The 21,570-nt window shown below is 37.4% G+C and carries 17 protein-coding genes; 13 read left to right on the top strand and 4 right to left on the bottom strand.

Annotation, left to right across the window (positions count from 1 at the left end; all coding sequences use genetic code 11):
- Nucleotides 1-10: 10 nt before the first annotated feature.
- The 4 genes from ODR02_RS10265 to ODR02_RS10250 all read right to left on the bottom strand — a co-directional run bounded on the left by ODR02_RS10265 (nucleotide 11) and on the right by ODR02_RS10250 (nucleotide 7,093).
- Entirely contained in the window at nucleotides 11-3,757 is a 3,747-nt protein-coding gene (locus tag ODR02_RS10265; protein ID WP_309512375.1) for a glycohydrolase toxin TNT-related protein, read from the bottom strand.
- 45 nt (nucleotides 3,758-3,802) lie between these two features.
- Nucleotides 3,803-5,257, bottom strand: a complete 1,455-nt coding sequence (locus ODR02_RS10260) for an ATP-binding protein (RefSeq protein ID WP_309512374.1) — start codon at nucleotides 5,255-5,257, stop codon at nucleotides 3,803-3,805.
- A 106-nt stretch (nucleotides 5,258-5,363) separates the two neighbouring features.
- Nucleotides 5,364-6,806, bottom strand: coding sequence for a contractile injection system tape measure protein (locus ODR02_RS10255; RefSeq protein ID WP_309512373.1), 1,443 nt, complete (start codon nucleotides 6,804-6,806; stop codon nucleotides 5,364-5,366).
- Between the two features lie 44 nt (nucleotides 6,807-6,850).
- Nucleotides 6,851-7,093: a hypothetical protein gene (locus tag ODR02_RS10250; RefSeq protein WP_309512372.1), complete on the bottom strand. Its 243-nt coding sequence runs from the start codon at nucleotides 7,091-7,093 to the stop codon at nucleotides 6,851-6,853.
- A 651-nt stretch (nucleotides 7,094-7,744) separates the two neighbouring features.
- Between ODR02_RS10250 and ODR02_RS10245 the strand changes: the two genes are divergently transcribed.
- The 13 genes from ODR02_RS10245 (at nucleotide 7,745) to ODR02_RS10185 (ending at nucleotide 21,551) form a co-directional block, all read left to right on the top strand.
- Nucleotides 7,745-8,329: a DUF4255 domain-containing protein gene (locus tag ODR02_RS10245; RefSeq protein WP_309512371.1), complete on the top strand. Its 585-nt coding sequence runs from the start codon at nucleotides 7,745-7,747 to the stop codon at nucleotides 8,327-8,329.
- Between the two features lie 53 nt (nucleotides 8,330-8,382).
- Complete coding sequence (locus ODR02_RS10240; RefSeq protein ID WP_309512370.1) at nucleotides 8,383-10,101, top strand: phage tail sheath family protein; 1,719 nt, start codon at nucleotides 8,383-8,385, stop codon at nucleotides 10,099-10,101.
- Nucleotides 10,102-10,179: 78 nt separating this feature from the next.
- On the top strand, nucleotides 10,180-11,901 hold the full coding sequence (locus tag ODR02_RS10235; protein WP_309512369.1) for a phage tail sheath family protein: 1,722 nt from the start codon (nucleotides 10,180-10,182) through the stop codon (nucleotides 11,899-11,901).
- A gap of 36 nt (nucleotides 11,902-11,937) precedes the next feature.
- Nucleotides 11,938-12,369, top strand: a complete 432-nt coding sequence (locus tag ODR02_RS10230) for a phage tail protein (protein ID WP_047378138.1) — start codon at nucleotides 11,938-11,940, stop codon at nucleotides 12,367-12,369.
- A gap of 23 nt (nucleotides 12,370-12,392) precedes the next feature.
- Nucleotides 12,393-13,766: a phage tail sheath family protein gene (locus ODR02_RS10225; protein WP_309512368.1), complete on the top strand. Its 1,374-nt coding sequence runs from the start codon at nucleotides 12,393-12,395 to the stop codon at nucleotides 13,764-13,766.
- 35 nt (nucleotides 13,767-13,801) lie between these two features.
- Entirely contained in the window at nucleotides 13,802-14,233 is a 432-nt protein-coding gene (locus tag ODR02_RS10220) for a phage tail protein (RefSeq protein WP_047378138.1), read from the top strand.
- A gap of 2 nt (nucleotides 14,234-14,235) precedes the next feature.
- Entirely contained in the window at nucleotides 14,236-14,703 is a 468-nt protein-coding gene (locus tag ODR02_RS10215) for a phage tail protein (RefSeq protein ID WP_047378137.1), read from the top strand.
- A gap of 202 nt (nucleotides 14,704-14,905) precedes the next feature.
- A complete protein-coding gene (locus ODR02_RS10210; RefSeq protein WP_309512367.1) occupies nucleotides 14,906-15,067 on the top strand; it encodes a DUF5908 family protein in 162 nt (53 codons plus the stop codon).
- Nucleotides 15,067-15,801, top strand: coding sequence for a CIS tube protein (locus tag ODR02_RS10205; RefSeq protein WP_309512366.1), 735 nt, complete (start codon nucleotides 15,067-15,069; stop codon nucleotides 15,799-15,801). The genes ODR02_RS10210 and ODR02_RS10205 overlap by 1 nt, the downstream gene beginning before the upstream one ends.
- A gap of 1 nt (nucleotide 15,802) precedes the next feature.
- The gene (gene vgrG / locus ODR02_RS10200; RefSeq protein WP_309512365.1) at nucleotides 15,803-17,548 is read left to right on the top strand and encodes a type VI secretion system tip protein VgrG; all 1,746 of its coding nucleotides are present in this window, start codon (nucleotides 15,803-15,805) and stop codon (nucleotides 17,546-17,548) included.
- 5 nt (nucleotides 17,549-17,553) lie between these two features.
- Entirely contained in the window at nucleotides 17,554-17,844 is a 291-nt protein-coding gene (locus ODR02_RS10195) for a PAAR domain-containing protein (protein WP_034699500.1), read from the top strand.
- A gap of 156 nt (nucleotides 17,845-18,000) precedes the next feature.
- On the top strand, nucleotides 18,001-18,411 hold the full coding sequence (locus ODR02_RS10190) for a GPW/gp25 family protein (RefSeq protein ID WP_047378134.1): 411 nt from the start codon (nucleotides 18,001-18,003) through the stop codon (nucleotides 18,409-18,411).
- 89 nt (nucleotides 18,412-18,500) lie between these two features.
- Nucleotides 18,501-21,551 (top strand): baseplate J/gp47 family protein, encoded by a 3,051-nt coding sequence (locus ODR02_RS10185; RefSeq protein WP_309512364.1) that lies wholly within the window; start codon nucleotides 18,501-18,503, stop codon nucleotides 21,549-21,551.
- Nucleotides 21,552-21,570 lie beyond the last annotated feature (19 nt).

Here is a 21,570-nt window from a genome sequence, read left to right as displayed (position 1 = left end):
TCTATTTTGTTTAATTAAATTGAGTTTTTGGTATATATAGCTGGCTTCCACCACCTTCTGTATGAACTGAGATAGGGTTGCCTTCTGAGTCAATTCTTGACCATGTGTCATCAATTTTAGCTGAAGTACTCCTTAGGCCTTCTGCATCTTTTGGTAATTTAGTTATTTCTTTATTAACATTTCTTAGCTCTTGCGTTTGTTTCCAGCCATTATTAGGATCTCTGACATTATATTTATCTGAAACTCCAAGTTCATTCGGTGTATTGAGCGGATTATCAGTATAATAGTCTCCTCTTAATACCGTTCCTTCCGTATTTACCTTTGTGTATTGTATTAATTCTGTTCCTTTTGACAGTTTAACGATTTCGATTGGGCTGCTAAAATCAATCCCTGCAATATGAGATTCAATATCTCTCATTTTCATATCAGGATTATGTTTAAGATAAAACTCAATAGCTTGTTTTTTTCTTAATTCAATAATGGCATCTATTTCATCTATTGCAGCTTTGCTTACGATGGTAGTTTTATCGTCTTTTACTAAATTTTCTTCCTCATTTTTATTATTTCTAATTTTTTTCCCTTTAATGGATCTTGCTTTAGCTAAATTAGTATTTTTTGATGTTTTACCGATAGGTTTTATATATCCTTCTTTTATTAAATCATTGATAGATGCCGGCAGTTCATACTGAATACCACCACCTTTTTCTCCAAACCAAGGGATGATTTCTCCTTCACTGACTTGGTTGATATCTTTCAATACTTTATACCTTGTATAAGTTTTACTATCTGTTCCTTTAGGTAAAGCTCTGTCTGTGTAAGGAGTGCCATCTTTTCCTGCAAAGGTTCCTCTGTCCTGGAAAACTCCGTTTTCATCGATCCATCCGCCATATCTGTCAAAAACGCTTCCTTCTTTTAAGGTAACCTCCAGGGTGCTTGTTGCTCCACGGTTTGGAGGCCAGTTTCCATTGAGATTTTTATCCGTAAACAATTTTTCTAATTGTTTCCAGTTTTTATTTTTAAATAAATCATAAGCCTGTTTTGCTATTTCATCAGATGGAAAACCAGTTTCAACGGATTTTAGGAACTTATTAAAATCGGGTTGTTTATAAGTATTCTCCAGAGCGTGTACTGCTGGTTTATTGCTGACTGTGTTTTTAGGTAGTTTTCCGCCCATTAAATTTTCTGGCGTATCAATAAATTCGCTATGCTGCTCCGGGTTGTAAGGTTTTTTTGAGGTTTGCTTCGATGTTTGTCTTTTTATCTTTGGCAGTTTCTCTAATTCTGCTCCTTTTAAGTTTTTACTGCTTAGCATCACCAATCCTGCAGTTAATGTCAATTGTCCTAAAATTTTAACGATAGCATCTATTTTTTCTGCTGTTGTTAAGTTTTTATTATCATGGATATCCTGTATACTTTCTAAACCATCAGCTGTAATCATCACAGCAGCAGTACCATTAAGGGCAAAATCAGTTAGAATGATATACTGCATCCCTGTTGATGATATTTTTATAATAGAGGATGCCTTAGCGATGCTGGATAATGAGCCTGCCATCCCTAAAAAGCTGGAAGCTATCATAATGACATCCAAAGTAAGGGTTTCGTTGGTCAATGTTCCTTTTTGTACTTTATCAATAATGCTGGAGGCTCCGGAAGTGACACCTGTGGCCCCTGCAGCTATAAATAAGTAAGGAGCAATAGGTGCTGCCGGTGTAAATGTGGCTACCAGTCCTGCAACTGCGAAACCTAAAGAAGCCCACCCGGCTCCGGTGGAAAGTGATTCCCAAAGCGATGCTCCATTAGTACTGAAATTACCTTTTAGGGTAGGATAACCGAATGTATTAGACGGAATTTCATAAGCCAGAATACCATTCGGATAGGTGTTTTTGCTGTCAAATTCTTCAAATAAATCTTTTAAATTATTCCCTTCATAAGTATGCTGATGTTGTACGCCTGGAGTAAGATCTGTGAGTACATAATTGGCTGGATTTTTTTTGCTTTTTCCTATAAATACATTGAGTGACAAGGTTTCTGTTGTTTCCTCGTTGATGGCTACGGCATTAATGGCTAATGCTGTTTTGGGAGCAATCGTATTAAAGCTTTTATCAATATTTTTCTTATATTCTTGTACGTTTTTTAGAGCCTGATAATCATCTTTTGGTAAGATAACCTGTCGGTAAGATGCTTCCTGGCCTGTTGGATTATTATTTTTGTCTAATACCAGACAATGGATTATAAAGACTCCTGTAAGTGAGCCCACAAAAGTAGCTGTTGCCTGCGCCGAATTCATATTCCAGCCATCCCGCCCAAAGTATTCTCCTCTTTTATAACCGAAGACATTGGCATTTTTAGCATATTCTACTCCCATTTCTTTTGGAGTATTGATTTCTGCAAACCAGAAATAATGATGATCTTTAGGAATGGGTTGCCCTTTAATTGAATAATACAAATGTGGAATATGGTTAGGATAAACATTTCCAGCTTCTTCAGGGTTTTTAGATTCGGATTTAATAAAGAAATTTGGATTGCTTTTTTGCTCTTCAGCTGCTCCTTTTGAAAGATTGAACTCAATAAAGGCTACCTGCTGTCTGAAATCTGAATAATTTTGGATTTTATTCTTTTTTAAATCACCAGCTGCCGCCTCTTCAAGGGTCTTAACCTGATATTCTTTGGTTAAAGCCCTGAATTCCTTTGTTATGGTATTTTCTATGATGAATATAAATGTATAGTTCCCTGATTTATGGGTGTTAATAGAAAATTGACTGATTGCAGTTCCATCCTGTCCGAATGTTTTAGTATCCTTTCTAAAAGGGTATTCAAACAAGTTGTATACTCTGCCGTCATTCTGGATCAATACTTTCCGGACAACTTCCGGCATTTTAGGGTTGCTTCCTTTGGCGCTAATAACAGGTGTTTCATATTGATAGATACAATCAAACTCTATAGGTTGTCCTTCTATGGCATACTTTGTCTTTGGCTTAATCCATGATCCTTTACCTGTGACAACAACTTCCTGCAACAGCTCACCTTCGGGGTGTGGTGGCTCTGGCTCCAGTGCTGGTTGTGGCTCTTCATAGTTTGCATATAATAGCCGTATCGCTTTAAATAAGTCTTTGTTGCCTAATTCTTCATATAAATCCTGTACTAACCCTACTTTTCTTTTAGGTTTGTATGTTGCGTCATAATATTGAATAAGCTCGTATCTTTCTTCATAGGAAAGTTTTTCTAAAGCCCTGAAGACTTTATCTTCATCAGTTCCTCCAAAAATCCCTAGTGTTCTGTGTTCAAAAGCTTCGTACAGCATTTTCGCACGTTCAGAAACAGGAAGCCCAACTTCTTTCCGACTGTTTAAGACATTCAATGCTTCATTCATTTTCAGCAAGGTTTCCCTATTAAGAGTGCCGGAAGTATTAATATTATTCTTACGTTGAAAATTGATGATCCCGGTCTTTGTTTCATTCCAGAAAAGATTCTTATTTTCAGAGGTTTTATGTCCTAATGTATTAAGGGCGTTATGAAGTGCTGAAACATGCTGCCCTTTGTCAAATAATTGAATAACAGATATATTTTTTTCTACTTTTCTAAATGCTCTGTTTTTAAAAGGGTCGTGTGTTATTTGGGTAGATTCTGTTTTTGCAAGGGATATTTTGCTGTCCTGATCGGTGATTTGCTCATGCTTATCTTTATCCTCTTTACTATGGGTATTTTGCTTATCGGACCTGCCGGCCCTGGGGGCAAATGTTTTTTTGTGTCTGCTCATGGTATTGGTTATTAGATGAGTTTTTATTATGCCGTGCTAAGGGTGTTATTCTGTTTTTTGTACAAATGGGCTGAGGCGGGATTGGTTTTTTCCGAAAGCCTTTTCGTTTTCTATCATTAAATAAGTGCTTATTAATGAATAGGTAATACGGGTTTCATTACGGTCATGTAATGCCATTGCTACATTTTTCATAATGTTTCTGATATTAGCACCGGTATAGGTATACTCTTTGGTTAAATGTTGTAAAAGATCATTACTCTCAAAAGCTATGTTTTTAGGCAAATAATGCTCCCAAAGAGCTTTTCTGATTGTTTCTGTGGGGCGTATTACATTGACAGATACATCAATACGGCGTTTGAAAGCATCATCCATATTGTTTTCAAAATTGGAAGCCAGAATTGTTAATCCGTCAAATTTTTCTATTCGCTGCAATAAATAGGAGACCTCCTGGTTGGCGTAGCGGTCATGAGCATCTTTTACATCAGAACGTTTCCCAAACAAAGCGTCAGCTTCATCAAAAAACAGCATACAGTTTTTCCCCTGCAGCCTGTTGAATAACACTTCAAGATTTTTCTCAGTTTCACCAATGTATTTGCTCACTACCTGTGAAAGATCTACATGGTACATATCAATACCATACGAATTAGCAAGAATTCCGGCAAGCATCGTTTTCCCTGTTCCCGGTGCACCGTAGAATAAAGCAATGAAGCCTGGTTTAAAGCTATGCTCATCGGTTTTGAAAAAGCCGTTTTCCAATGCTTTTATATAATGTCCAATAGGTTTTATCTGATCTCGCACATTATCTTCCAGAATAATATCTTCCATGGTGAGATCAGATTTGTAAAGCCTGCCCGGAAAGTAAGAACCATGATCCAGCTGTGGTTTCTGCCCTGATAAAAAATAATTGAGATAAGCGGTATCCAGTTCAATTTTTCCATGAATAAATTCTGTTGAAGAACGGTTGTAAATAAGATCATTTTTCAACAATACACTGCCATTGATGAGCTGGGCACCATACTTTGACCACAGTGATAAATCTTTACCTGCCAGCAAAAAAAGTGCAGTTTGAAAAGTCGGTTTAAAGCTGCGGCTGATTTTATCATATTCACCACCTGCTTCAATAGCAAATGCATTGCTGCTTTCTTCTATCTGGACAAAGGTTTTCAGGATAGACGGATAATGAGCCGAAGCAATGCCCAGCGCTAAGATGATTCTGTCCAGAACAGTAAGCTGGTGGGTGTTTATGGTAATGGAATAAGGAGATTGGTCATCTGATTTTGGAGGTTCAGGTATTTCATAATCCCCATTCAATTCTATACCCTCTTCCAGAAATAACTCTTTGCATCGCTTTTCAATAAGTGATTGCAGCCATTTCATTTCTTCATTTAAAGAGTTATGATTTACAGTATTGGAATGGAGTAAGGGATTGATTATTTCTGTTTTTTCATTAATAGGTGTTTTTATTAATGATGAGGGTTCATGGTTAATAGGAGATTTCATAATCTTATTTTGAATTAATAGGGTTGCAGTGAGGGTATTGCTGATGTAAAATCAGCAACTTCAGAGATTGGAAAGCTTCAGAGTATTTAGAAAATGTAACCTGTTATTACCAGTTTACGAATATGAATTTTTTCTGCCAGGGGAGTTTTACGAGACCAATTCCCCACGAGAGTTTTTCAAGGAGAATATCCTGTGTTTTTCGTTCTACGGTAAGGGTGTAATCAGAGTCGGTGATGACTAATTTCCCTGGTCGCTGGAAAAACTCGTTTTGCAATAAGGCAGCAGATGATTTTTTCATGGGAGCCCAGTTGTGCTGTACACTCTCTATTACATTTTTAGCCTGTTTTTTATGCTTACGTGAAAGTTTAATATGCCTGTTAATCGTTTGATGCATTGGGATATTACACAGGAATTTTTCAAAAATCATGTCGTATTCAGGAGCATTTATTTTTCCGGTGGCGATATAATGTAAGAGATGAGCGCACAATTCCGGATCAGTAAGCTGCTGGGTTTTTGGATCAAGAAGCTCACAGTGTTCAAATAGAGTTTTGATGAATGGATGGATCAAAATAAGCCCTGCATTTTGAATATATTGTCCCTCGTTCTGATTGGTATCTTCCTGAATTTCAGCATTTTTTTTCTGAATGGTTTCTTGTGAAGTTATTACATTTTCAGGTTGATCTGCTACATCTGTTTTGAAGCTTTCAGAAATTTCATTTTCTGTAATAAAAGGGAATATCTTAACTACTGTTTTCCTGTTCTGATGATTGCTTTTTGTTTGTGATAAGCCCATCTGTTCTATTGTTGAAATTTCCCGTAAAAGATACTCCCGGAGATGAGGATTGGATGTAGTCAAATACTCTGATATTACATTGAAGATCAAACGCCAGATGGCAATTCTATCCGTATGATTCAGTTTCGATAGATGATGTATTGTATCCGTTTCCAGGTTGATCTTCAACTCCTTATTTTTCAAAATTGCCAGGCATAATTGGGCAATTTGTTCATTGGAAAGCTGATTGATAAGCCGGTTTCGGACATTTTCTTTTGACAAAACAGATACTATGTTCTTTTGAAAATTATTGGCCGAAATTAGAAGGTTAAAAACCTTTGGTTCCAATATAGCCATAGTATTGCTCTCAGAATTCCACCAGGGCATAGCTCCTTTTTCTAAAAAATAGATCAATGCTTTGAGCATCTTTTCCTGATTGTCTACCAGATAGGCTTTAGTATTATTTTCTGTTTCCTGATGAGAAGTTTCAGTGGGTTGAGTAATTTCTGACAGTTCATCTTTAAAGAGTTCAGCTATCTGATCTTTTAACTCCATATTTAATGCGCTGCTTTTTACCTCCACATTTAATTCTAAACGGGGAATCTGCAACGTATGACCAGCCAACTTATATTCTAAAGCCCTGATATGCTTTTCTATTTCCGGAAAAACATCAATAGATAAAAAGCTGTTGATATCATCTTTTATACGCAATGCCTTTTCTTTGTTGTTGACAGTAATTTCAAGAAAAACTTTCTGAATGATATGATTTTGCTTCACATTAAAGAGGTTTAAATGATACAATATTGGGAATCGTCAGACCGTTACTTTTTGTCGAACTCTCCACCCCAGAAACTTGCAGGACAAAGGCTGAGTTTAGATCTCTGCTTGGCACTCAGTCTGCATCCACAGCCTCTGACAAATCCGTCTTTTGGACCATCTATCACTTCCAGGGTCTCTGGATTGAGCCATTTCATTGCGTTACAATTGTTGCCGTTTTTTAAAGGACATGCATTACAAATTTCTTCCCTTAAAGAGAAAATAGCTTCTTCATTTTGGTCTGCCACACCCAATTTTGACCGTAGCTCATTAAAATGGCCGCCAATGATTTCATTGCGCTTACTGAAAAGATTTTTAATGTTCATATGATTAATGTTTTTTAAATTATTGGGTCAAAATTAGAAAGAAGAGCTCCTATTTTTCGAATGATAAGGCCGCTCTATTCTGTCTTTGCAGTAAAAGACAAAATCATTTCCTAATGATGCAGATTCATATTTTCTGTAAACAGCCGGATGCAAAAAAGCTGATCTTTCTCATCAGGAAAGCATATGTTTTTTTGGGGAACTTTATACTTTGAGACACTCAATCAACCTATTCGATTATTTACCATCCAAAAAATGCTGAACTCATAAAAACAGCTATTTGATTTAGGGATAATCATCTGTTGAAATACAATATTTTTTTAAGCAGAATAAGGCTCAGTTAACAGACTGAAATTTGACCCCCATGAGAGCAATAAAATCTTCGGGTTAAAATTTGATTTTTCACTATCGTTTTTAACGTATTTATCCTCAGTATATTAATGGTGCTGTTTTTAGTTTTCTTCTATGAGAATTAAAATCCGATTTACTGCAAAGACTGTATTGAGCGCCCAAAATATTTGTCTTTTGAGGGGGCGTGATTGTATGTTTGCACCATAATAATTAAGAACAGAAATTATGATTAATAAAGTATTAACAGTTTTAAAAAATCAGCTAAATGCTCCGGATGGTTTATGGGATCCTAACGTTCCTAACGAAATTGAAATTGCTGTTGTTGATGACATCGCCAAACATGATGACAACACGGAAGGCCTTAGTAACAAAGTAGTAATTAGTCTGCTCAATATTGAGGAAGAATCAACATTGAAAAACAGATCAAGGTATCAACCGGTTGTGGTAGAAAACAATCCGGTACGATATGATAAAGAAAGTACTCCTGCTTACTTAAATCTATATGTAATGATCTCTGCCAACAGAAGTACATACAGCAAATCTTTACTAAGTATTTCAAAAGTTATCGAAGTATTTCAGGCCAAGAATGTATTGGAGTATGTTGACCTTGAGCCTCAAAACAATTTCAGTTTCAGAATAGAACTGCATTCCATTCCCTTTGAACAGCTAAGTTACGTCTGGGGTTTATTAGGCGGAAAAATAATGCCTTCTGCTTTATATAAAATCAGTGTGATCAAGATTTCAGCGAAGGAGGTAGTTCCTGTTAAATTAATTAATGACATTCATATACAAAGTATTAAAGTTGATTAATCATAAAAACTAAAAACTAAACTAAAAACTAATAACCCTTTAAACTTTTAAACATGTTAAATCCAGCAACACCAGGTGTTTCTGTTGAAGAAATTACAAGACTTCCATACTCGGTTGCCTACATAGAAACAGCTATGCCAGCATTTATTGGGTATACCGAACTACTCCCTGTTGGGTATAATGAGCCTTTCATTATCAGTTCTCTTTTAGAATATGAGCAATATTTTGGAAAAGCAAAAGAAGAAAATATTCAGCTACAGGATGTAGAAGGCAAAGGAGTAACTATTGTAGCTCCTCAGGTACAATTTTTAATGCATTATTCGCTGCAAATGTATTTTGCCAATGGCGGCGGACCTTGTTATATCATTTCTGTAGGGGATTATACATCAGCAGAAGTACAATTATCCTCATTGGAAGCAGGACTGGCTAAAATCGATCATAAAAACATTAAAGAACCGATTCTTATTATTTTCCCTGATGCTATTTCACTCACCAATGAATCCGAATTTTATAGCATTTATAATCAGGCTATTGATAAAGCTAAAGATGAGAAGAAAAACAGATTTGTTATACTGGATACCTATTACGGAAATTCTGTTATCCAATCAAACAATCTTACCACGATTGAATCTTTTAGAAATAAAGTAAACCCGACTAATCATGCGGCAGCTTACTTTCCTCACTTAAAAACTATTTTGAATTATACTTTTGATGAGACTAAGACTCCTATAGTACATACCGGTTTACAAAAAGCAGGACAAGGAAGTGCTCTTTTTTATGCGGGTGAGATTGCTGCTTTAGATGAATTAAAAAGTTTAGCGAATGCCGAAATCTCAACCGGTTCTGCGGATGCTTACGTTCTTGCCGACTTATTAGATCAGGCTATTGCAATAGCAGAAGAAGTGAATGAAACAGCTGATGCAGGCGATCAAAAAAGTACTTTAACAGAAGTAATTGATGAGGCAAAAGTTGTATTGGAAGCGATATATGACGGAATAATAGATGATTTTATGATTCCCGATGGTTTAGACGAAAATGCACCGGCTTTCAGTGAAGAGTTTGATGCATTAAAAACTGCAATTCTTGAAGTAAAAGACGAAAAAGGAGATGCTAACGGGATTACACTTAAAAATCTGGAATCATCCAATTCGGCACTATACAATCAGGTGAAAAAAGAAATGCAGTCATTAAAAGTTGTTTTACCGCCATCATCAGCAATAGCAGGAGCATATGGCAGAATAGACAGCACAAGAGGAGTATGGAAAGCTCCGGCCAATATCAATATTAACCATGTCATTACTCCGACAGAAAAAATTTCCGATCATGAACAGGCTGCATTACATATGGATGTTTTAGGGAAATCAATCAATGCGATCAGAACTTTTACAGGAAAAGGTACCTTAATCTGGGGAGCCAGAACCCTTGAAGGGAAAGATAAAAATAATGAGGGGAAAGATAACGAATGGAAGTATGTGCATGTACGCCGCTATTATAATATGATCCGGCAATCGATCAATGATGCGCTCAACAAGTTTATGAATGAGCCTAATATCCCTCACACATGGTTACGGGCAAAAACAATGCTGGAAAATTTTCTTCACCAGCAATGGATGGAGGGTGCATTAGCGGGAAGTACTCCGAAAGAGGCTTATGAAGTAACCGTAAAAGGAGTAGAAGGAACTACTATAATGAATGTAGACCTTAAAATAGCATTAGTGCGCCCGGCAGAGTTTATTGTACTCAATTTTTCGCACAAATTGCAACAGTTCTAAAAAGAGAAAATCAATCACGAATAAATATCCGAAGTTTTACTTCGATGAATAATTAATATTAACGTAAAATTTTTTAAAATGAATTACAAAACCCCTGGAGTTTACGTGGAGGAACAAGGAAAATTTCCCCCTTCCGTAGCGCAAGTTGAAACGGCTATCCCTGCTTTTATTGGGTATACAGCGGATGGACCGAAAAATAAACCAACGAGAATTGCTTCGATGTTGGAGTATGAAGAAATTTTTGGAAAAGCAAATCCGGAAATCTTCGCTGTGGCTTTCAAAGATGGTGTTGCAACAGCAATTCCAACCAAGGTAAGCGACTTTAAAATGTATTATGCCATGCAGATGTATTTTGCCAATGGTGGTGGCCCTTGTTATATTGTTTCTGCAGGAGATTATAAAAGCCAGGAGGCTGTAGGTGCTCCTACACCGGCGGAAGCTTTTTTATCCGGTCTTGAATTATTAAAAAAAGAAGACGAACCTACCTTGATCGTTTTTCCGGATCTTCAAAGTTTAGCTCCTTCTGCTGCTGATATTGCGGCTGCTTCTGCTGTTGTTACGTCTGCAGTATATGCTAAGAATGTTGCTTCTGCCGCTAAAAGTATTGCAGGCGTTGTTGCAGACGCTGTTGCAGGGGCTAATGTAGATGCTGCTGTTGCTGCTGCCGTTGCTAAGGCAGCTGAGTTTAATGTTGCTAATCCTAATGATTTACAGATTGCTGGTGCTAAGGGTGGTCAGGCTGTTGTAGTTGCGGTTAAGGAGGCTGCTGCGGTTGCTAATGCTACTGTGGCTACTGTTAAGGCTGCTGCTCAGGCTGTTGTTACTGCTCTTGAAACAGATTTTACTACAGCTTCTACGATGGAGACTGATGCTCTTGCTGCCAGCAGTCTTGTTACTTCCAGAGCAGGTGATCCTGTTGCTATTGGGAAAATCTATGCTTTGTACAATAAAGCTTTAGACCAGGCAGAATTATTAAAAGACAGGTTCGTCATTATGGATATTCTTCAAGACGTTGCTGCTTTTAGAGATAAAGTAACTTCTAAAGGTTTGAAATATGGTGCGGCTTATTATCCAAGATTGAAGACTGTTTTAAGCTATGATTTCAAAGATGCTGATGTTTTAGTTACCGGTGCATCTGGGATTACAACTTTAGCCGCATTGAAGATTGCTAATTCTGAAATGTATAATCAGGCTAAACAAGCAATCGGGTCTGCATCAGTAGTGCTGGCACCATCCTCTGCAATTGCCGGAGTTTATGCCAAAGTAGACAGTACTTCCGGAGTATGGAAAGCGCCTGCTAATGTAGGGCTTAGTTTAGTAGATGTTCCTGCCGTAAAAATTTCTACTAAAGAGCAGGATCTGCTTAATGTAGATGCTGCATCAGGAAAATCAATCAACGCGATCAGAACTTTTGCTGGAAAAGGAACATTAGTCTGGGGAGCCAGAACATTGGACGGAAACAATAACGAATGGAAATATGTACCTGTACGTAGATTTTTCAACATGGTAGAAGAATCTGTGAAGAAAGCTACAGAGCGTTTCGTATTTGAACCGAATACTGCCAATACATGGACCCGTGTACAGGCTATGATCGAGAATTTCCTTGATCAGCAATGGAGAGATGGAGCATTAGCAGGAAGCAAGCCGGAAGAAGCATATTACGTAAGCGTTGGTTTGTACAAAACAATGTCGGCTCAGGATATTTTAGAAGGAAGAATGAATATCGAGATCGGTATGGCTGCAGTTCGTCCGGCTGAATTTATCGTACTCAATTTTTCACACAAATTACAGGAAGCATAAAATCAATTAAATAACAATTAAAATTAAAAATAAATTATGAGTACATATCCATTAGTAAAGTTTGCCTTTGAAGTAGATTGGGGCGGAACAAAAGTAGGATTTCAGGAAGTCAGCGGTTTAAATGTTGAAGCAGCTTTAATTGAATACAGACATGGCGCAAGTCCTGATTTCAGTAAGATTAAAATGCCTGGAATGAAAAGTTTCAGTAACATCACCCTAAAAAGAGGAACTTTCAAAACTGATAACGAATATTTCGACTGGTTCCAAAGCATTCAGCTAAGTACAGTAGAACGCAGATCTATCACGATCTCCCTTTTAGATGAAACAGGAGCTCCTGCAGTAACATGGAAAGTGAAAAATGCATTCCCGCTTAAATTACAATCAACAGATCTGAAAGCTGAAGGTAACGAGGTGGCTATTGAAACCCTGGAAATTGCACACGAAGGATTAACTATTGAAAATAACTAATATTAACTTTAAATTTTTAACAAATGAATTACAAAACACCTGGAGTTTACGTAGAAGAAATTGCGAAATTCCCACCATCTGTAGCACAAGTAGAAACGGCGATCCCTGCTTTTATCGGACATACAGATAAAGGACCAAGAAATGAGCCGACAAGAATCTCTTCTATGTTGGAATACGAAACAATTTTCGGAGGAGCAAAAGATGAAAAAACAGCGTTCTCCGTTACGATTGAAGATACTGTTGTAACGGCAAAAGTAGACAACGCCAAACTAAGTCCTTATAAAATGCATTATGCTATGCAAATGTATTTTGCTAATGGTGGCGGACCATGCTATATTGTTTCAGTAGCAGACTATGAAAAAACTCCTGCCTTAGGAACAGAAACACTTGCCGGCGGTTTATGGTTCGGATTAAAATCATTAGAAAAAGAAGACGAACCTACACTTATTGTTTTCCCGGATGCTGAAGCTTTAGGAGCGGATGCTTACAAGTTATACAATAAAGCTTTAGATCAGGCAGAAGATTTGAAAGACAGGTTCGTTATTATGGATGTTTTTGCAGATGCTGCTGCTTTCAGAGCCGGAGTAGATGCTGCTGGTTTAAAATATGGAGCTGCCTATTATCCAAAATTGGAGACTGTTTTAAGCTATAGCTTTGATGATAAAGATGTTAAAATCGAGAGCTACAAAGAAGTAAATGATGCTGGAGTTCTTGTGGATGTTGTAATGCCTCAAAATGGAAATACTTTAGCATGGTTGAAATCAAGAAGTTCAGCGCTGTATAACCAGGCTAAAAAAGAAATTGAATCTAAAAGATTGGTACTGGCTCCATCTTCATCAATTGCCGGAATTTATGCTAAAGTAGACAGCACTTCCGGAGTATGGAAAGCACCAGCCAACGTGGCAATCAGCAATGTACTGGCACCTGTTGTAAAAATTTCTAATGAAACGCAAGACGGTCTTAACGTAGATGCAGTAGCAGGAAAATCAATCAACGCAATCAGAACTTTTACAGGAAAAGGAACATTAGTCTGGGGAGCAAGAACATTAGACGGAAACAGTAACGAATGGAAATATGTACCTGTACGTAGATTTTTCAACATGGTGGAAGAATCTGTGAAGAAAGCTACAGAGCGTTTCGTATTTGAACCGAATACTGCCAATACATGGGTTCGTGTACAGGCTATGATCGAGAATTTCCTTGATCAGCAATGGAGAGATGGAGCATTGGCAGGAAGCAAGCCGGAAGAAGCGTATTACGTAAGCGTTGGTCTGCACAAAACAATGTCGGCTCAGGATATTTTAGAAGGAAGAATGAACATCGAGATCGGTATGGCTGCAGTACGCCCGGCTGAATTTATCGTGTTACGTTTTTCACATAAATTACAGGAAGCATAAAATACAATTAAATAACAATTAAATATAAAAACATTATGAGTACATATCCATTAGTAAAGTTTGCCTTTGAAGTAGATTGGGGAGGAACAAAAGTAGGATTTCAGGAAGTCAGCGGTTTAAATGTCGAAGCAGCTTTAATTGAATACAGACATGGCGCAAGTCCTGACTTTAGTAAGATTAAAATGCCTGGAATGAAAAGTTTCAGTAACATCACCTTAAAAAGAGGAACTTTTAAAACTGATAACGAATATTTCGACTGGTTCCAAAGCATTCAGCTAAGTACAGTAGAACGCAGATCTATCACGATCTCTCTTTTAGATGAAACAGGAGCTCCTGCAGTAACATGGAAAGTGAAAAATGCATTCCCACTTAAATTACAATCCACAGATCTGAAAGCTGAAGGTAACGAGGTGGCTATTGAAACCCTGGAAATTGCACACGAAGGATTAACTATTGAAAATAACTAATCATGGCAGTTTTATATCCTCCAACCAGTTTCTCTTTTATTGTTAATGGGATTTCAACAACAGAGGGTATTGACTCCAGATTTCAATCTATATCTGGTTTATCAACAGAAATTGGAACTGAAGAATATGCCGAAGGAGGCGAAAACAGATTTACACACCAACTTCCTTTGAGACCCAAATATCCTAATTTAGTTCTTAAACGTGGGTTAATCGTAAGTTCCGGATTGATAAGCTGGTGTAGAAATGCGATGGAAAACTTCCAGTTTGAACCCAGAGACCTCATCATTTCTCTTTCAGGCGGGATTCAGTCTACAGCACCCCTAATGGTTTGGAATGTAGTAGGAGCATACCCCGTAAGATGGGAAGTATCCGAATTCAACGCAGAAGAAAGCAAACTTGCTATTGAAACAATAGAACTGAAATATAGATATTTCACAATACCCTCATCGTTAGCAAGCTTAGGCTTGTAATTTCTAAATCAAATCTAAGCACCTGAACGTGTGTTAGTTTAAAGATAAATTTTACCCAAATCTTTTTTCATAAAAAAACAACAGATTGGTCTATAACAGAGACTGAACACACCCTTCATGTGCTTGGATTTTTTTAAATAAACATGTTAAATCATTGGTTATTAGTGTTTTGAATATTAATGATCATTAAAAAACAAACGAAATGCCAATAGAAATAAAAGAGCTTCACATTAAAATAAATGTGGACGAAAAAGCAGCAGTAACAACCACTGCCACATCGGTAGATGAAGCACAGCTCATGCGCGCCATCAGCGAAAGTGTAGAACAGGCAGCAAAGATAGAACACCGTAAAAAAGAAAGATAATGAGAGGTGAAATAAAAAAAATAAAGATAGGAACGTACGAAGATTCTACATATGGGAGAATGATTAGTAGTACTGCTTTTGTGGCTCTTATTAATCCGACAGGTTTCTCTTTTACACGTAAAAATGAATATAATACGACACAGGAACCTGGAGCCAGTGCTACAGACCCAAAATACATCAATGCAGCTCCTCAATCCTTACAACTGGAATTTTTATTTGACGGTACAGGCGTAACAGAAGCCAATTCCGGTAATAAGCTTATCAATAAAATAAAGGAAGGCTTGGGAAAAAGAAATCCTTTCAGTAAAAAAGCAGTAGAAGATCAATTAGCTGAATTTTATGTAGCTACCGGAAATTATAATGGCTCGATTCATAAACCGTATAATGTTATAATTATTTGGGGAGAATTTGAATTTAAAGGGGTTTTGACCGAATTTACAATAGATTACAAATTATTTAATAATGATGGTACTCCTCTGAGAGCTGTAGGAAAAGCAACATTTGCAGGAGCGGTGAGTAAGGAACTTGCAGCAAGAACTGTAAAAACTTCTTCTCCGGATCTTACCCACAAAAGAACAGTACAAGCCGGCGATACACTGCCCTTAATGACCGAAAGAATTTACGGAGATTCCAAATACTATCTGGAAGTAGCTAAAGTAAATAATCTTGTCAATTTCAGACAGCTAAAACCAGGGCAGGAATTATTCTTTCCGCCGTTAGAAAAAGTTTCATAATATGAATAATAGCGGATACATACAAACAGCAAAAAATCCAGATTTAGTTACCTATAAGGTTATGTCTGGAGGCACAGAACTGCCGGGGAAGTACGGAGTGAAAAACATTATTGTGGAAAAAGAATTCAACAGAATTCCTTATGCCCGCATTGTTATTTTAGACGGAAGTGTACCGGAACAGGATTTCAAGCTCAGTAATGAAGATCTGTTAATTCCCGGAAAAGAAATTGAAATCACCGCTGGCTACCATTCTGAAGAAGAAACCATTTTTAAAGGAGTTGTCGTAAAGCACAATATCAAAATCAGAAACGGTTCTTCTTATCTGATTGTAGAATGCAGAGATAAGGCTGTAAAAATGACCTTGGGAAGAAAAAGCAAATATTTCTACGAAAGTACAGACAGTGATGTTATTGAAGAATTGGTGGGTAATAACGGACTTACTGCCGATGTTGAAACGACTTCAAATTCACATAAGGAATTGGTTCAATACCAGTCTTCTGATTGGGATTTTATGCTTACCAGAGCACAGGCGAACGGTAAACTTTGCTCCGTTGAAGACGGAACCATCAAAATTGCTAAACCCGATTTTAGTGGTGAAGCCGTAGAAACAGTAGTTTTCGGATCATCTGTACATGAATTTGACGGAGAAATTGACGCCAGAGACCAATTCAATAAAATTACAGCCAAAACATGGAGTTATACCGATCAGGAACTCACTGAAGTGGAAGCTCAGGATCCTGCCATTACCCTCAACGGGAATCTTTCATCAGGTGATTTGGCAGATGTTTTCGGAATTGAAGATCTGCAGCTTAAGCATGGGGGAAATCTTACTCAGGGGGAACTGCAGGAATGGGGAGATGCCAAAGCCACCTTCCAGCAATTAGCCAAAACAAGAGGAAGAGTAAAATTCCAGGGAATTCCATCGGTAAAGCCGGGAGTTTCATTGACGCTTCAAGGAGTTGGAAACCGATTCAATGGGAAAATATACGTAACCGGTGTCCGTCATGAAATTGATGAAGGAAATTGGCTGGTAGACGCTCAGTTCGGACTTTCTCCCACATGGTTCTCTGAAACCTATGATGTAAGTGAAATGCCGGGTTCAGGAATTATTCCTGCCATAAGCGGATTACATGTAGGAGTCGTATCACAATTGGAATCAGATCCGGACGGAGAAGATAGAATTTTAGTGCAGATCCCTATCATCAATAACGAGGAAGAAGGGATTTGGGCAAGAATAGCCACCCTTGATGCCGGAGAAAACAGAGGATCATTCTTCAGACCCGAAATCGGAGATGAAGTCATCATCGGATTTATTAATGATGATCCCAATGATGCTGTGGTACTTGGAATGCTGAACAGCAGTGCAAAACCGGCTCCTCTTGTAGCTTCTGACGATAACCATGAAAAAGGATTTGTGACCCGAAGTGAAATGAAAATGATCTTTAATGATGATAAAATCTCATATACGCTTGAAACTCCAAAAGGCAAAAAAGTAATCGTAGATGAAGATGCAGATGTTATTAAAATCGAAGACGAACACTCTAATATTCTTACCCTTAACAAAGATGGTATTAGTATGGAAAGCGGGAAAGACATCAAGATCAAAGCAAAGGGTGATATCAACATGGAGGGAACGAACATTAATGTAAAAGCGAGCGCTCAGTTCACAGCAGAAGGAAGTTCCGGTTCAGAGCTTAAATCAGGAGCAGTAACCGTAGTAAAAGGATCTCAAGTTAAAATTAATTAATAATCATGAAACCGGCAGCAAGAATTACAGATATGCATACCTGCCCTATGGTAACGGGAACAGTTCCCCATGTAGGAGGTCCTATCATTCCGGCAGGAGAACCCACGGTACTTATCGGCGGAATGCCTGCAGCAAGACAAGGAGATAAAGCAGTATGTACAGGGCCACCGGACACCATTGCGTCAGGATCCTCAAGTGTTTTGATAGGCGGAAAACCTGCCGCAAGAATGGGAGATTCTACCGCTCATGGAGGGGTAATAACCGCAGGTGACGCTACTGTTTTAATAGGCGGATAATAGGGAAGGCAGCTTTTAAGACCATCATAAGCTCCCGTATACATAGAATCTGACTAAACATAAAAATGTAAAACATCAATAATAAAAACGGTTAGAATAACAAAAAACTCTATGCTACAGATGCAGGATGTGAACATTCAATATAACAAATAACGTATGAAAATAAATACAGATTTTTTAGGAACAGGCTGGAGTTTTCCGCCTGAGTTTAATGAGACTGAAGGAAAACTGGCCATGACCACAGATGTAGAAGACATCAATAACAGCCTTAAGATTTTATTGTCAACACGCCCTGGTGAACGGGTCATGTTCCCAAACTATGGGTGTGACTTGCAGGAAATGCTCTTTAAACCTCTGGACTTAACGCTGATTACCCAAATGAAAGGAATCGTTGAGCGTGCTATTTTATATCATGAGCCCAGAATCAATATTCTAAGTATTGAAATTGATACTCAGGAAGAACTTCAGGGTGAAGTTTTAATACAAGTTGACTACGAAGTAAGAAATACTAATACAAGAAGCAATATGGTTTTCCCTTTTTACAAAGGAGAAGCTACCGAAATATAATGAATTACGGGATGTCTGTAGCCATTTTGAATACTACCAAACACTACAATAAGTATTGCATCTGACCATAGAAAGATAAATATAAACAAATGAAAAAAACAGATACATTTTCACATTATCGTGAAGGAAAATCACAAATGCAGCGCTTTTTAGCAGAACTAGATCCTGGGAATCTTGAGTTACACGATTTCGATTTGTTTGACTGGCTATTATTCGCAAACAATTTTGCTCAACATGTAAACTATTTTGACAAAGATGATAATACAAAACCAAAAGGAAAGTGGGGAAACTTCTTCCTGGGTGATGATGCCGACGCTATCCCTCGTAGAGAAAGCGTTGAGTATAAAAGTATGAAAAAACAGGTTACAGATCTTATGTCCCAGTTTGAACAGGATAGCAGCCTGACGCCTCACCTGACATTATTTGTTTGCTTTTTAAAATTATTGGATTTCTCAAAAAAAGCATTCAATAATCTGACGAAAAGGCACCTGGACTTCTATTATAACGAAATTCTTCAAATTGAGAAAAATGATGCCAAATCAGACAAAGTCTATGTGATTTTTGAACTCGCCAAAAAAGCGATTCAGGAAAGAATTCCAGTGGGTACATTGCTGGATGGGAATAAAGACGCTAATGGCAAAAAACGAATCTACAAAACAGGTGATGAACTTGTTGCCAATCAGGCCAAAGTAGTGGAGATCAAAAGCTTTTTAAACGATGTTGAAAAAAGAGAACTGAAAATGGCTCCGGTAGCCAACTCCGCAGACGGTTTGGGTGATAAATTGCCGGCAGACGGTAACTATTGGTGGCCGTTTGGATATAATTCTGATGAGACCAATTCAAATAAATCCATTTATAAAGAACTTCCAAAAGCTAAACTTGGCTTTTCAATTGCCTCCTCACTTTTTGATTTAAAAGAAGGAGACCGTACCATCACCCTTAAGATTGATTTTAATAAAAATTCAACCCAAAAATTACAAAATCTTTCAAAAACAGATATTAAAAATAATATCAAAGTGCTTTGCAGCGGAGAGAAAGAATGGTTGTCAGGTGCTGTTTTAACATGTATTAAAAACGAAGAAGAAAGATTAGAACTTTCTATAGCATTACAAAAAGAGTTCCCGGCCGTTGTAAAATACAATAAAGAAGTGCTGGCAGAAACATTTCAAACCAGTTTCCCTGTGGTAAGATTGATGATTGAAGGAGAAAAATACTATGATCTATATGAAGCTCTTTCAGAAAAATCAATAAAGAACATCGAAATAGCGGTTGATGTAAAAGGAGTAAAATCAATTCAGATAGAAAATGACAATGGGGTCTTAAATTCAGAAAAGCCTTATTATCCTTTCACCGCACAACCTGTTAAAGGATCTAATTTCTATATCAAATGTCCTGAAATGTTTTCCAAAAAATGGCAGAATGCAGACATTACGATCAACTGGAAGAATGCTCCGGATTCTATAAAAGATTTATACAGCGGATATGTTATTCAGCCTAATCAAAATATAAGTTTAACCGATTTTGAGGGCTTAAAAAATTCTTCAATCGTAGGTTCTGATGCTTACTTCAAAGCGGATGTTGCCTTACTGGATAAGGAAATCTGGTACGAAAAGGCCAATGATATTGATGTATTCACGAAAGGAAAGGACGCTTATAACATTCAGTTTTCTGTAAATAATGCAAGTAATAAGGCTGGAACAAGCGAGACCATCAGGGTAACACTGAATCAGTCGTCATTACAGGATGTGTATCCTAAACTGTATACATTGGCATTATCAAGTAATCCGACCTTTAAAAAGCTTATTCCCAACGAGCCGTATATTCCTTTTGCTGAAGATATAGAGCTGAATTACAGTGCGAAAGAAAATGTGTATTCGTACCTGGAAAGAGAATCTGCCGGAGAAGTTTCAAAAAATAAAGAAGTACAGCTGTATCATGAAGACGTATTCGGTCAATACGAAAAAGAAGTAGAAACCAACAGCATTGTACCGGTACACCAAAATGGAGGTGAATTGTACATTGGCCTGGAAGCAATGCCTCAGACTACAGTATCACTATTAATTCAAATGCTGGAAGGAAGTGAAAATCCTTTAGCAGATCCTTTCCTGGAAAAAGAATTTATAGAATGGCATATTCTTTCAAACAATTCATGGATGAGTTTGTCGGATTATATGCTGCAGAACGACACCAGAAAGTTCCTGGAATCAGGGATTGTCAAGTTTAAAGTGCCAAAAGATGTCGACAAAAGCCACACAAGATTTACCGACGGATTAGTCTGGATCAGAGCCAAATCACAAAGAAGCTATGATGCCGTATGCAAAATCCAGGGAATCTATACTCAGGCGGTTTTAGCAACATTCCAGAATCAGGATAATGACCTGTCTCATCTCAATAACGGATTGGAAGCAAAAACCATTGCTAAACTGATCTCCAGAGTTCCTCAGGTAAAATCTGTCAGCCAGCCTTATAACTCGTTTGATGGTAAATACAAAGAAACAGATACCGAGTTTTACAGACGTGTAAGTGAACGGTTAAGACATAAGCACAGAGCCATCACACAATGGGATTACGAACATTTGGTATTACAGGAATTCCCGGAAGTTTTTAAAGTAAAATGTTTAAATCATACTTCCGAAAAATCCTATATGGATCCTGGACACGTTACCCTGATGGTAGTTCCGAATATTAAAAATAAAAATGCTTTTGATGTCTATCAGCCGAGAGTAAGCAGAGCCTCTTTGAATAAAATTCAGAATTATGTAAATGAATTAAATACAATGCACGTGAAAGCTCAGGTAATCAATCCTAATTATAAAGAAGCAAAAGTAGAAACAAAAGTAAAGTTCTTTGAACAGTATGATGAAACATTTTATACCAAACAGCTGGACGAAGATATTAAAAAATATATATCGCCATGGGCTTTTACAGATTCTGAAAATATTGATTTTAATGTAGAGCTGAATGTGAATCAGTTGGTTAATTATCTGGAGCAGCTGTATTATGTGGATTACATTGATGAGATTAAAATACTGGTGAACAATATCCCGCAAAGGCAGTCTTTAATTGAAGTAGATCCAAAATCAATTCTGGTATCTGCCAAGCAGCACAATGTCACTATTACAGAACAGGTATGTATTTAATAATAAACAAGAAGAAACA

The sequence above is a fragment of the Chryseobacterium sp. CFS2 genome, assembly GCF_036543225.1.
GTDB classification, from domain to species: Bacteria; Bacteroidota; Bacteroidia; order Flavobacteriales; family Weeksellaceae; genus Chryseobacterium; species Chryseobacterium culicis_A.
This window is presented reverse-complemented; position numbering and strand designations above follow the sequence as displayed.

What these genes read in the sequence shown, in the direction of transcription:
- ODR02_RS10195 (WP_034699500.1), top strand. Translation starts at nt 17,554, where the DNA reads ATGAAACCGGCAGCAAGAATTACAGATATGCATACCTGCCCTATGGTA.
- ODR02_RS10205 (WP_309512366.1), top strand. Translation starts at nt 15,067, where the DNA reads ATGAGAGGTGAAATAAAAAAAATAAAGATAGGAACGTACGAAGATTCT.
- ODR02_RS10230 (WP_047378138.1), top strand. Translation starts at nt 11,938, where the DNA reads ATGAGTACATATCCATTAGTAAAGTTTGCCTTTGAAGTAGATTGGGGC.
- ODR02_RS10245 (WP_309512371.1), top strand. Translation starts at nt 7,745, where the DNA reads ATGATTAATAAAGTATTAACAGTTTTAAAAAATCAGCTAAATGCTCCG.
- ODR02_RS10265 (WP_309512375.1), bottom strand. Translation starts at nt 3,757, where the DNA reads ATGAGCAGACACAAAAAAACATTTGCCCCCAGGGCCGGCAGGTCCGAT.
- ODR02_RS10185 (WP_309512364.1), top strand. Translation starts at nt 18,501, where the DNA reads ATGAAAAAAACAGATACATTTTCACATTATCGTGAAGGAAAATCACAA.
- vgrG (WP_309512365.1), top strand. Translation starts at nt 15,803, where the DNA reads ATGAATAATAGCGGATACATACAAACAGCAAAAAATCCAGATTTAGTT.
- ODR02_RS10235 (WP_309512369.1), top strand. Translation starts at nt 10,180, where the DNA reads ATGAATTACAAAACCCCTGGAGTTTACGTGGAGGAACAAGGAAAATTT.
- ODR02_RS10190 (WP_047378134.1), top strand. Translation starts at nt 18,001, where the DNA reads ATGAAAATAAATACAGATTTTTTAGGAACAGGCTGGAGTTTTCCGCCT.
- ODR02_RS10240 (WP_309512370.1), top strand. Translation starts at nt 8,383, where the DNA reads ATGTTAAATCCAGCAACACCAGGTGTTTCTGTTGAAGAAATTACAAGA.
- ODR02_RS10215 (WP_047378137.1), top strand. Translation starts at nt 14,236, where the DNA reads ATGGCAGTTTTATATCCTCCAACCAGTTTCTCTTTTATTGTTAATGGG.
- ODR02_RS10220 (WP_047378138.1), top strand. Translation starts at nt 13,802, where the DNA reads ATGAGTACATATCCATTAGTAAAGTTTGCCTTTGAAGTAGATTGGGGA.
- ODR02_RS10210 (WP_309512367.1), top strand. Translation starts at nt 14,906, where the DNA reads ATGCCAATAGAAATAAAAGAGCTTCACATTAAAATAAATGTGGACGAA.
- ODR02_RS10260 (WP_309512374.1), bottom strand. Translation starts at nt 5,257, where the DNA reads ATGAAATCTCCTATTAACCATGAACCCTCATCATTAATAAAAACACCT.
- ODR02_RS10225 (WP_309512368.1), top strand. Translation starts at nt 12,393, where the DNA reads ATGAATTACAAAACACCTGGAGTTTACGTAGAAGAAATTGCGAAATTC.